This is a genomic window from Hydrogenibacillus schlegelii, from assembly GCF_001653195.1.
Classification (GTDB): domain Bacteria; phylum Bacillota; class Bacilli; order Thermicanales; family DSM-22653; genus Hydrogenibacillus; species Hydrogenibacillus schlegelii.
The window spans coordinates 85,867-97,947 of sequence record NZ_JXBB01000060.1 but is presented as its reverse complement, the minus strand read 5'-3'; the positions used below and the strand labels follow the sequence as shown (position 1 = coordinate 97,947).

Here is a 12,081-nt window from a genome sequence, read left to right as displayed (position 1 = left end):
CGAGGTCGGGACGGCGGGCCGGTTCCGTTGCGCCCGTCCCGCCGTTAGGGTCGGCTAGGGCAAGGTCAGGCATCGGGACTTCGGGAAAAATTTCCCGGTAAGACGACGAACCGATCGGAGCGGCAAAGGAGGCGTTCACCGTGCGGCTCGATGAGGCGGCGATCGAAGCGGAACTTCGGCGGCGGCCGGAGTGGGTTCGGGAAGACGAAAAGTGGATCGTCCGGCGGTATCGTTTTCCGTCTTTTCCGGCGGCGATGGCCTTTGCCCAGGCGGTGGGGGAGATCGCCGAGGCGGCGGGGCACCACCCCCTCATCGCCGTCGATTACCGGGCGGTGACGCTCCGGCTTTCGAGCTGGCAGGCGGGGGGGCTGACGGCTCTCGATTTTGACCTGGCGGACCGGTTCGATGCGGCGTACCGGCGCTTCGTCCCGGAGGAGAGGCCGGCGGAGCGGGCGATCGACCTCAACGCCGACGTCGGGGAGGCCGCCGGAGAAGCGGCGGCGCTGGAGCTGGAGCTTCTTTCGCACCTTTCGTCGGTCAACGTCGCCTGCGGCTTTCACGCCGGCGATCCGGATGGGATGGTGCGGACGGTGCGGGCGGCCCTCGCCGCCGGCGTCGCGGTCGGGGCGCATCCGGGGCTCCCGGACCGGTTCGGCTTCGGCCGCCGGTGGATGGACCTCGCCCCGGCGGAGATCGAGGCGATCGTCCTCTACCAGCTCGGGGCCCTCGCGGCGCTCGTCCGGGCCGAAGGGGGGCGCCTCGCCCACGTCAAGCCCCACGGCGCCCTGTACAACCGGGCGGCGGACGATCCGGCGGTGGCGGCGGCGATCGTCCGGAGCGTCCTGAAGTTCGATGCGGGGCTTTTCCTTTACGCCCTCGCCGGAAGCGCCCTCGAGCGGGCGGCCCGGGAGGCGGGGCTTCGCGTCGTGCGGGAGGGGTTTGCGGACCGGGCATACACCGCCGACGGGCGCCTCCTTTCCCGGCGGGATCCCCGGGCGGTGCACCGGGACCCGGCCCGCATCCGGGCGCAGGCGCTTCATCTGGCGGCCGGAGAGGCTTTTCCGTCGGCGGAGGGGACGCCGGTCCGGGTGGCGGTCGATTCGATCTGCCTCCACGGCGACACCCCCGAGGCGGTCGCCCACGCCCGGGCGGTGCGGGCGGCCCTCGAGGCGGCGGGTTTTGCCGTTCGGCCGCCGGGCGGATGAGGCGGCCGCCGGGAGAGACGCGAGGCCGTCGGACGAAAGAGGAGACCGCCGAACGAAGGGCGAGGCCGCCAAACGCAGCGCGAGGCGGGCCGGCAGACGCTGAACAAGGAGGAGGGGGCGATGGCGGTGCCGGAGCGTCCCCAACGCTGGGTGCCGCTCGGGGAAGGGTTGCTTTTGCTCGAGTTCGCCGACCGGCCGTCGCCGGCGGTGACGGAAGCGATCGTCCGCGTTCGGGACCGGCTTTTGGCCCGGCCGTTTCCCGGCCTTCTGGAGCTCATTCCGGGATATACGACGCTCGGCCTCCTTTACGATCCGGAGGCGGTGGTCGCGGCGCTCGGCGGAGCCTCGAACGGTTCCGGAGCGGAGGCGGCGGATCCGGCGGAGGCGGCGAGGCGGCTCGCCGAGGCGAGTCTGAACGCCGGAGAGGACCCGGCCCCGGACGGCCGGGGGGATCGGTCCCCGCCGTCGGCCGCTTCCGGGGAGGCGCCCCGCCCCGCGGCGGAGCCGGTGGAGATCCCGGTGCGCTACGACGGGGAGGATCTCGAGGCGCTCGCCGAACGCACCGGCCTCTCCCGGGAAGACATCGTCCGGCTGCACAGCGGGACGATCTACACGGTGTACATGATCGGCTTTATGCCGGGGTTTCCGTATCTCGGGGAGGTGCCGGAGCCTCTTCGCGTGCCGCGGCGTTCGGTGCCCCGGACCCGCGTGCCGGCCGGCGCGGTCGGCATCGCCGGGGCGCAGACGGGCATCTATCCGTACGAAAGCCCCGGCGGCTGGTGGATCATCGGCCATACGCCGGTCAGGATGTTCGACCCGGCGGCCGACCCGCCGGTGCGGCTTCGCATCGGCGATCGGGTGCGCTTTGTCCCCGTCGAATGACGGAGCCCGTCGCAAAGGGAAAAAGACCGGATCGGGCGGCCGGCCGGGACGAATCGGACGGCCGGGAAAGATCGGCCGAAAAGATCCGTCGACCGGAAGGAAAGGGGGTCGGGCGATGCGTGGACGACAGGCCGAAGAGGAGGCGGCGTCCGGGGCCGTTCCGGCGCGGCAGGCGTCGGCGGCCGTCTTGATCGTGGAAAACGGCGGCTTTTTCACGACGGTGCAGGATCTCGGCCGCCCCGGCTACCGGGCGAGCGGGGTGCCGCCGGCTGGCGCGATGGACCCGGAGGCGCTTCGGATCGCCAACCGTCTCGTCGGCAACCCGCCGGGCGCCGCCGCCCTGGAAATCACGCTGGCCGGCCCCGCCCTTCGTCTCACCGAGGGCCGTCTCGTCGCCCTCATGGGGGCGCCGGGGCCGGCGGAGGCCGTCTTTCCGGACGGCCGCGTCGAGGCGGTTCCGTTCGGGCGGCCGTTTTTCCTTCCGTCCGGAGGCCGGCTCCGGATCGGGCGCCTGGGGGGCGCCCGGGCGTATGTCGCCGTCGCCGGCGGGATCGCCGTCCCGCCGGTGCTCGGTTCCCGGAGCACGTACCTTCCGGCCCGCTTCGGCGGGATGGAGGGCCGGCGGCTCGTCGCCGGGGATCGGCTCCCCCTCGGCGGGGGCGGCCTTTCGGCCCTCCCGCCGGATGCGGCCCGGGCGGCCCTGCGGGCCTGGGGGCGGGCCCGGCCGGCGGCGGCGTTTTTCCCGGCGGAGCATGCGGTGACGGTGCTGCGTTTTCTTCCCGGCCCGGAGTGGGACTGGCTGACGGAGGCGGCGCAGGCGGCGTTTTTGGGGGAAGTCTTTACCGTTTCGCCGGCGTCGAACCGGATGGGCGCCCGGCTGAAGGGGCCGCCCCTTCCGCTTTCTCGCCGGGAGGAGCTTTTTTCGGCGGCGGTCGACTTCGGCGTCGTCCAGCTTCCCCCCGGCGGCGGGCCGATCGTGCTTCTTTCGGACCATCAGACGACCGGAGGCTACCCCCGCATCGGCGCGGTGATCGCCGTCGACCGGCCGCTTCTCGCCCAGCTTCGCCCCGGGGACCGGGTGGCCTTTTACGCCGTCGGCCGGCCGGCGGCCCTCCGGTGGCGGATGGAGCGGCGGCGGCATCTCCGGCAGCTGGAGGCGGCGATCGCCCTGCGCTGGGCGGCGGCCCTCGCCGCGGCCGGTCTTCGGCCGGACGCCTTCGATCCGGCGGCGAGTCTCGCCAGAGCGGACGCGGCCGCCGGGGGGACGACGACGGCTTGAAATCAGGCGAACAAAATGGTTAAATAAGATCCGCAACGTACGGTTATCGTTTAACGTTTTACATTAGGAACGTCTTATCGTTACGAATCTGAAGTTCCGACCCGCCGGAGGCGGCGGGAAGCCGGAGCGGGCGACGCGGCGCGAACGCCGATCGGCGGGGTGCCGGGCGGCCCCGCTCCGGCGTCGTCCTGCCGGAGGCGGCGGCCCGGATCCGGCAAAACGTTCGGCCGAAACGCGGGGAGCGGGAGGGACGAAAAGGCGGCGAGGATAAAGCGATTCGCCCTGGCCGCGGTCCCTGGCCGCGGGGTAAACGGCCCGACCGCGAGTTCCGCGAAAAGCAGCCTCAGGAGACGGTCGCTCAGGCGGAACGCGGGAGACCGCGATCGGTGAGCCCCCGTCGATGCAGCAGGAAGCCACCGGACGGGTATCCCGCCGATGGGATATCGGTCTATGATTTGGGACGAAAGATGCCGTTTCGTTTGCCGACGCGGGACACGAAGGAAGGGTTGCCGGTTGATCGAGCGCTATACGCGGCCGGAGATGGGCGCGATCTGGAGCGAAGCGCGCAAGTTTGAAATCTGGCGGGAGATCGAGGTGCTCGCCGTGGAAGGGTGGGCGATGCTCGGCCTCGTTCCACGGGAGGACGCGGTGAAAATCCGGGAAAACGCCAAGGTGGATCTCCGGCGCATCGCCGAACTCGAGGCCGAGACGCGCCACGACGTCGTCGCCTTTACGCGGCAGCTTTCGGAGACGCTCGGTCCGGAGCGGCGCTGGGTGCACTACGGCCTGACGTCGGCGGACGTCGTCGACACGGCCTGGGCGGTGCGGATCAAAGAGGCGAACGAGCTTTTGTTTCGCGATCTCGTCGCGCTGCACGATGCGCTGGCGGAACTCGCCCTCCGCCACCGGGACACGCCGATGATCGGCCGCACCCACGGCGTTCACGCCGAGCCGACGACGTTCGGCCTCAAGATGGCGTATTTTCGCGAAGAAATTCGCCGGCATCTCGAGCGGTTTCGGGGGGTGGCCGACCGCATTCACGTCGGCAAGCTCTCCGGGGCCGTCGGTACGTATGCGTCGGTGCCGCCGGAGGTGGAGGAGTACGTCCTCGGGCGGCTCGGCCTCGGCCGGGCGCCGGTGGCGCTGCAGACCCTTTCCCGGGAGCGGCACGCCGAGTACGTCGCCTTCCTCGCCCTCGTCGCGGCGACGGCGGAGAAGATCGCCGTCGAGCTCCGGCACCTTGCCCGGACGGAGGTGGGCGAGGTCGAAGAAGGCTTCGCGCCCGGCCAGAAGGGCTCATCGGCCATGCCGCACAAGAAAAACCCGATCGGCCTGGAAAACGTCACCGGCCTCGCCCGCCTCGTCCGCGGGTATCTCCTGCCGGCGCTGGAGGACGTCGCCCTCTGGCACGAGCGGGACATCTCCCATTCGTCGGTGGAGCGGGTGGCGATCCCCGACGCGACGACGGCCCTCGATTTTCTGCTGCACCGGCTGACAGCGATCCTCCGGCGGCTCGTCGTCCGGCCGGAGCGGATGGCGGAAAACCTCCGGCGGACGGGGGGGCTTTACCTTTCCGGCCGCGTGCTCAATGCCCTCGTCGCCGCCGGCTGGAGCCGGGAGGCGGCGTACGATCGGGTGCAGGCCCACGCGCTGGCGGCGTGGGAAGGAGGGCCATCGTTTGTCGAGCGCATCCGGTCCGATGCGGCGATCGCGGAAGCCCTCGGGCCGGACGGGCTCCGGGCGGCCCTCGACGAGGCGGCCTATTTCCGGCACGTGCCGGCGATCTTCCGGCGGATCGGCCTTTGGAGGCCGGCGGACCGGGGAGGGGCGCCGTCGGAGCAAGCGGTGGAGGGCGAAAGGCCGGAAGGCGCCGAAAGGGCGGTAAAAGGAGCGGATGGCGGGATGGACGGGATGGGCGCGTGGGGCGCGGCCCTCGAACGGAGCGATCTTCTTGCCCGGGGGAAGGCGAAGGACGTCTACGGGACGAACGATCCGGCGGTGCTCTGGCTCGAGTACCGGGACGACCTGACGGCATTCGACGGGACGAAAAAAGGCGTCCGACCGGGGAAAGGCCGCCTGGTCGCGGCAATCTCCGGCTACTTCCTTTCGTATCTCAACCGGCACGGGGTGCGGACCCACTTCCTCGGGCAGCCGGCGCCGCGGGTGCACCTCGTGCGGCGGCTTGTGATGCTGCCGCTGGAAGTTGTCGTGCGCTTTGTCGTCGCCGGGTCGCTGATCAAACGCCTCGGCCTCCCCGAGGGGACGCCCCTCGGTCGACCGATCGTCGAGTTTTACTATAAGCGGGACGATCTCGGCGATCCGCTCCTCGCGGAGGCGCACATCGAGGCGCTGGGGCTTCTGGCGCCGGAGACGCTGGATGCGCTCAGGCGCGAGGCGATCCGGATCGGCGAGCTTCTCCGGGCCCATGCGGCGGAGGCGGGGCTCCTTCTCGTCGATGCCAAGTTCGAGTTCGGTCGGGACGACGGCGGGGCCCTCGTCCTCGGCGACGAGATTTCGCCGGAGACGTGCCGCTTTTGGGACCGGGAGACGAAGGACATCCTCGACAAAGACCGCTTCCGCCGGGACCTGGGCGACGTCCTCGACGGCTACCGGGCGGTCGCCGAGCGGTTTGGCCTCGCCGCCCTCGCGGACGGCGACGGAGGCGGCGCGTGAGGCACCGGGACGGAGGCGCGATGTGAAAGCGGACGAAAAACGCTTCGGTGGCGGCTTCGGTCGGACGAGACGGACAAAAGGGGCGAGGCGGATGAGCGGGCTTACGCCGGAGGAGCTTGAGGCCGTCGAGGCCGGGCTCGGCCGGGCGCCCAATGCGCTTGAGCTGGCGCTGTTTGAAGCGCTCTGGTCGGAGCACTGCAGCTACAAGCACACGAAGCTGCTTTTAAAGCGGCTTCCGACCCGCGGGCCGGGCGTCGTCGCCGGGCCGGGGGAAGGGGCCGGGGCGGTCGCCTGGCGGGACGGCCGGGCGGTCGTGTTTAAGCTGGAAAGCCACAACCATCCGTCGTACGTCGCGCCGTTCGACGGGGCGGCGACGGGACTCGGAGGCATTTTGCGGGACGTGTTCGGCATGGGGGCGGAGATCGTCGGCGCGGCCGGCGCCATCTTCGCCGACGGGGCGACGGCGAAGGCGTCGGGCCTGCTGGACGGCGTGATCGCGGGCCTTCAGGCGTACGCGGCGGCGTTTGGCGTCCCGGTCGGCGCGGTGCTGGCCGTCGACGACCCGGCGTACGCCCAAAACCCGCTCGTCAACGTCCTCGCCGTCGGCGTGGTCGCGGTCGACCGTCTCGCCCGGAGCGCCGCCGGCGAAGACGATCTCGTCTTCGTCTATGCCGGCCGGCCGACGGACTTGGACGGCGTTCGGGGGGCGGCGTTCGCCTCGGCGGCGTTCGGCGCGGCGGCGCCGGCGGTGCGGGTGCCGAAGGCCGATCCGGAGGCGGGGAAGCGGCTCTACCGGGCGACGCTCGCCCTCATCGCCGCCGGAAGGGTTCGGGCGGTGCAGGATATGGGGGCGGCGGGGCTGTTGAGCGCCAGCGCCGAGATGGCGGCGAAGGGCGGCCGCGGCGCGACGCTCTGGCTCGACCGGGTGCCGGAGGCGTTTTTGCCGGCGGGGGAGAAGGCGATCACGCCGGAGGCGGCGGAGGCGATGATGCTTTCCGAAACGCAGGAGCGGATGCTCTTCGCCGTCCGGCGCGGAGACGTCCCGGCGGTGCTCGCCGCTCTGGCGTCCCACGGCGTGCCGGCGGCGGCCGTCGGTGAGGTGCGCTCCGACGGCTGGTACGTCCTTGTCGCCGGCGGCCGGGTGCTCGCCGACGTTCCGGTCGCCCTCCTCGTCGACGGCGTGCCGCTTCACGACCTCCGGGCGCGGGTCCCGGGCGCGGTCCTCCGGTCGCCGGCGAACGGGCCCGGATCGGCCGGGGCGGCGGACGGACCTCCGGCGCCCGGCGCGGGGCTTGCGGGGAGCGAGGCGGCTGCCCTGGCGGCGTCCTTCGGCTCTGCCGTGGAGCGGGCGGCCCGTTCGGCCGTCCGGCGGTGGTTCGGTCCGGGCCGGGGGCCGGTCGGCGCCGTTCGTCTCCCGGCCGCGGCGGCGGACCGGCCGGCGGGCGGACTTTTGTATACGGTCGTCGCCGACCCGGCGCTCGTCGCCCGGGACGCCCGGCGGGGGACGGCGGCGCTCGTCGTCCGGGGCGCCCTCCGGCTGGCGCTTCGGGGCGCCCGGCCCCTCGGGGTGACGAACAACCTGAACTTCGGCGATCCGGCGGATCCGCGGGTGGCCCGGGATCTCGTCGAGGCCATCGAAGGTCTGGCCGCCGGGGCCGAGGCGCTCGCCCTTCCGGTGGTGAGCGGCAACGTGAGCCTCTACAACGCGACGGCAGGCCGGTCGATCCCGCCGTCGCCGGTCGTCGGTCTCGTCGGCGATGCGCCGGAGGCGGCGCTCGCCGGCCCCCCTCCCCTTGCGCCGGGCGACGTCCTCGTCTGGATCGTGCCGCCGGCGGACGCGGCCGGTCCGCCGCGAGACGGGGCGGCGGACGGCCTGCCGGCTCCCGCGGCCCTTCGTCCGTGGATCGAAGCGCTGGGGGCGGCCCGGCTCCGGCGGCTCTTTACGGCCGGCGTGCCGGTGGAAGGGGCGGGGCCGGTCGAGGCGGCCGCCGAACTTCTGCTCCTTCTTCTCGACGAAGAAGAGCGGTCGGGCCAGGCGGCTCCGGCGGGGGCGCGGGGGCGGTCGGAGGAGGCGGCGCTTCCCGAGCGGGCGCTCGTCTTTGTGGCGGAGGACGGCGGGCCGTTCGTCGGCGGTTCGCCGGCCGGCGGGCTGGCGGATCCCCTGGCGCCGGAGAATGTCGGCGCGGCCGTCGTCGTGGCCGCCGGGGAGGCCGTCCCGGCCCTTCGGGCGACCATCGAGGCGGCCGGCGGTCGGGCGGCGGTGCTGGCCCGGGTCGTGGCGGCGGACGATCCGGCGGCGGAAGCCGGGATCCGGCTTTCGGCCCTTCGGGCGAAGGCCGCCTCGGCGGTCGATGCATTCGTGTTCGATGAAACCGCGGCCGAGGATCCCGCCACGGCCGCGGAGCGCGTACGGCCCGATGGAACCGGTCCGGACCGGAGAGAGGAGGCGGCGCGATGACGGAAAAGGCCCCTCGCTCGGGCGCGGAAGACGCCCGGATCCCGTCCTCCCCTTCGGCCGACGGGCTTTCGGCCGAGGAGCCGGAGGCGCCCGGCACCGCGGCGTATCGCCGGGCCGGCGTCGACGTGCGGCGGGGGTATGCGGCGGTCGAGCGGATCCGGGCGCTGGCCGCCCGGACGCACGACGGGCGGGTGCTGTCGGGGATCGGGGGCTTTGCGGCGCTCTATCGCCTCCCGGCCGGAGGCGAGGCGGAGCCGGTCCTCGTCGCGGCGGCGGACGGCGCGGGGACGAAGGCGCTCCTTGCGGCGCGCACCGGCCGTCACGAGGGGATCGGCGTCGACGTCGTCGCGATGAACGTCAACGACATCGTCGCCCAGGGGGGACGGCCGCTCTTTTTCCTCGATTACATCGCCATGGGGCGGATCGTCCCCGAGACGGTCGAGGCGCTCGTCCGGGGCATGGCGGACGGCTGTCGGGAGGCCGGGTGCGCCCTCGTCGGCGGCGAGACGGCGGAGATGCCGGACGTCTACGCCGAGGGGACGTACGATGTGGCCGGCTTTGCCGTCGGCGTGCTGGAAGACGGGGTGCGCAAGCGGCGGCCGGTCGCGGCCGGCGACGTCCTCGTGGGGCTGCCGTCGACCGGCATCCACGCCAACGGGTTTTCGCTCGTGCGGCGGATTCTGGAAGCGCACCGGCCGAACCTCGAGGCACCGTTCGAGGGAGGAACGCTCCTCGAGGCGCTCCTTCGGCCGACGGCGATTTACGTCCCGTGGCTCAAGGAGGCCGGGCGGGATCCGGCGGTGAAGGCGATGGCCCACATCACCGGCGGCGGCTTTTACGAAAACGTGCCGCGGGTGCTTCCGCCGGGGCTTCGGGCCGTCGTCCGCTTCGGGACGTGGCCGGTGCCGGAGGTGTTCCACTGGCTTCGGGCGCATCCGCTCCCGGGATCGCCGCCGATGGCGTGGCCGGAGATGGCCGGCGTGTTCAACATCGGCCTCGGGATGATCGTCATCGTGGCGCCGGAGGGGGTCGACCGGGTGCAGGCGGCGATCGCCCGGGCCGGCGGCCGGGCTTTCGTCGTCGGGGAAGTCGTCTCGGGGGAGCGGGGCGTCGCGTTTGTCCCGTGAAGGAGCGTAAGGGGCGCTTTTGGCCCGAGACGATGTCCGGCGGGGGAAGATCGGGGGGCCGGCGTGCCCGCCGGGCAAGGGGCCCCGCCGGGCGCGTCGGCAACCGCGGTGAGGGGCCGAGGCGACGGCGTGTGCGGCGTCCCCCTCGGCCTGAGGAGGGATCAGAAAGAGGGGGCGATCGGATGGTTTCGGAGGGGGCGACGGAGGAGTCTTCCGCCTTTCCGTCGACGGAGGAGAAGGTGCCGGTCGCCGTCTTCGCTTCCGGACAGGGAACGAACGCCCGGGCCCTCTGGCGGGCGCAGGACCGGTGCCGCTTTCGCGTCGTCACGCTGGTGAGCGACCGGCCCGAGGCGCCGGTCGTCGCGTGGGCGAGGGCGGTCGGGCTTCCGATCTGGGCCCGTTCGCCGAAGGCGTTTCCGGACAAAGGGGCGTACGAGGCGGCGGTGCTTTCCCACCTCCGGGCGCACGACGTCCGGTGGATCGCCCTCGCCGGATACATGCGCCTCGTCGGGCCGACGCTTCTTGAGGCGTATCCGAACCGGATCGTGAACGTCCATCCGTCGCTTCTCCCGGCGTTTCCGGGCAAAGACGCCGTCCGGCAGGCGCTCGACTACGGCGTCCGCGTCACCGGCGTCACGATCCACCTGGTGGATGCGGGCATCGACACGGGGCCGATCGTCGCCCAGGCCGCCCTCCGCATCCGGCCGGGGGAAGCGGCGGAGACGCTTCTTGAGCGGCTGCACCGACTGGAACACCGGCTGTATCCCCGGACGCTCGACCGGCTCGTCGCCGAGCCCCATCGCGTCGTCGGCCGGACGGTCGTCTGGTTAACCGAAACGAGGGAGGGAAGACCGGCGTGGGGCGGTGGATGATCCAGCGGGCGTTTTTGAGCGTGTCGGATCGGACGGGGCTTTTGGCGCTGGCGGAGCGGCTTTCCCGGCGGGGGGTGGAGCTCGTCGCCTCGTCGGGGACGGCGGCGCACCTTCAGGCGGCGGGGATCCCCGCGACGGACGTCGAGGCGCTCACCGGCTATCCGCCGCTTCTCGGCGGGCGGTTGAAGACGCTCCATCCGGCGGTGCACGGGGCGATCCTCGCCCGGCCGGATGATCCGGTCCACCGGGCGGAACTCGAGGGGCACGGCATCCGGCCGTTTCAGCTCGTCGTCGTGAACCTCTACCCGTTTCGGGAGGCGCTGGAACGGTCCCGCGATCTGGCGGCGTGGGTGGAGGAGATCGACGTCGGCGGGGTCGCCCTCATCCGGGCGGCGGCGAAAAACCACGCCCACGTTCTCGTCGTCGTCGATCCGGCCGATTACCCGGCGGTGATCGAGGCGCTCGAGGGGGAGGCGGACGAGGCGGCGTGGGCGGAGCTTCGGCGGCGGTTTGCCGTCAAGGCGTTTCGCCGGACGGCCTTTTACGACGCCTTAATCGCCCGGGCCCTGGCCCACGCCTACGGACTCGAGGCGCTCCCGGACGTCTGGGTGGCGGCGTACGAGCGGGTCGCGGCGCTTCGTTACGGCGAAAATCCGCACCAGGAGGCGGCGTACTACCGGGACCCCCTGGCGGGACCGGAGGCGCTCGTCCGGTTCGTGCAGCACCAGGGAAAGGCGCTTTCGTACAACAACATCCAGGACGCCCAGGCGGCCCTCGCCCTCGTCCGGCGGTTTGAGGCGCCGGCGGCGGTGGCGGTCAAGCACATGAACCCGTGCGGCGCCGGCGTCGGGGAGACGGTCGAGGAAGCGTTCGAACGGGCCTATGCGGCCGATCCGGTGTCGATCTTCGGCGGGATCGTGGCGGTGAACCGGCCGCTTTCGGCGGCCCTGGCCGACCGCCTGAAGGGGCTTTTCCTCGAGGTGATCGTCGCGCCGTCGGCGGAGCCGGAGGCGCTCCGCATTCTCGCGGCGAAGAAAAACGTCCGGGTGCTCACTCTGCCGGAGGAAGGCGGCGTCCGGCCGGCGGCGTTTTCCCGGACGGCCCCCGACCGGTTCGGCGCCCTCGTTCCGGAGGCGGTGACGACGTCCGGAGGGCTCCTCGTGCAGACGCCGGATGCGGGCGACGACGATCCGGCCGCCTTCCGGGTGGTGACGCGCCGGGCGCCGACGGAGGCGGAGTGGCGGGCGCTTCGTTTCGCCTGGGAGGTCGTCCGCTTCGTCAAATCGAACGCCATCGTCCTCGCCCGGGAGGGGATGACGGTCGGCATCGGCGCCGGGCAGATGAGCCGCGTCGGGGCGGTGAAGATCGCCGTTCAGGCGGCCGGCGAGCGGGCCCGGGGGGCGGTGATGGCGTCGGACGCCTTCTTCCCGATGCCGGATTCGATCGAGGTGGCGGCGGCGGCCGGCGTGACGGCGGTCATCCACCCCGGCGGCTCGATCCGGGACGACGAGGTGATCGCCGCCGCCGACCGGGCCGGGATGGCCATGGTCGTGACCGGCGTGCGGCATTTTCGACACTGACGCTT

Annotated in this window: 8 protein-coding genes and 1 pseudogene; all 9 read left to right on the top strand. The window is 72.6% G+C overall.

Annotated elements, in window-relative coordinates:
• Positions 1-140 precede the first annotated feature (140 nt).
• The 9 genes and pseudogenes from SA87_RS11360 (at position 141) to purH (ending at position 12,076) form a co-directional block, all read left to right on the top strand.
• A complete protein-coding gene (locus tag SA87_RS11360; RefSeq protein WP_169793272.1) occupies positions 141-1,205 on the top strand; it encodes a 4a-hydroxytetrahydrobiopterin dehydratase in 1,065 nt (354 codons plus the stop codon).
• Positions 1,206-1,325: 120 nt separating this feature from the next.
• Entirely contained in the window at positions 1,326-2,087 is a 762-nt protein-coding gene (gene pxpB / locus SA87_RS11355; RefSeq protein ID WP_066203241.1) for a 5-oxoprolinase subunit PxpB, read from the top strand.
• A gap of 115 nt (positions 2,088-2,202) precedes the next feature.
• Positions 2,203-3,366, top strand: coding sequence for a 5-oxoprolinase subunit C family protein (locus SA87_RS11350; protein WP_082910555.1), 1,164 nt, complete (start codon positions 2,203-2,205; stop codon positions 3,364-3,366).
• Positions 3,367-3,879: 513 nt separating this feature from the next.
• Positions 3,880-5,169, top strand: a pseudogene (gene purB / locus SA87_RS14155) (adenylosuccinate lyase); the annotation flags it as partial.
• Between the two features lie 99 nt (positions 5,170-5,268).
• On the top strand, positions 5,269-6,039 hold the full coding sequence (gene purC / locus SA87_RS14150) for a phosphoribosylaminoimidazolesuccinocarboxamide synthase (protein ID WP_342669837.1): 771 nt from the start codon (positions 5,269-5,271) through the stop codon (positions 6,037-6,039).
• Between the two features lie 91 nt (positions 6,040-6,130).
• Positions 6,131-8,497: an AIR synthase-related protein gene (locus SA87_RS11340; protein WP_066203230.1), complete on the top strand. Its 2,367-nt coding sequence runs from the start codon at positions 6,131-6,133 to the stop codon at positions 8,495-8,497.
• Complete coding sequence (purM, locus tag SA87_RS11335) at positions 8,494-9,624, top strand: phosphoribosylformylglycinamidine cyclo-ligase (RefSeq protein WP_082718237.1); 1,131 nt, start codon at positions 8,494-8,496, stop codon at positions 9,622-9,624. Before SA87_RS11340 ends, purM begins: the two co-directional genes overlap by 4 nt.
• Before the next feature lie 182 nt (positions 9,625-9,806).
• Positions 9,807-10,496, top strand: coding sequence for a phosphoribosylglycinamide formyltransferase (gene purN / locus SA87_RS11330; RefSeq protein WP_082718238.1), 690 nt, complete (start codon positions 9,807-9,809; stop codon positions 10,494-10,496).
• Complete coding sequence (purH, locus tag SA87_RS11325; protein WP_066203332.1) at positions 10,493-12,076, top strand: bifunctional phosphoribosylaminoimidazolecarboxamide formyltransferase/IMP cyclohydrolase; 1,584 nt, start codon at positions 10,493-10,495, stop codon at positions 12,074-12,076. Before purN ends, purH begins: the two co-directional genes overlap by 4 nt.
• Positions 12,077-12,081 lie beyond the last annotated feature (5 nt).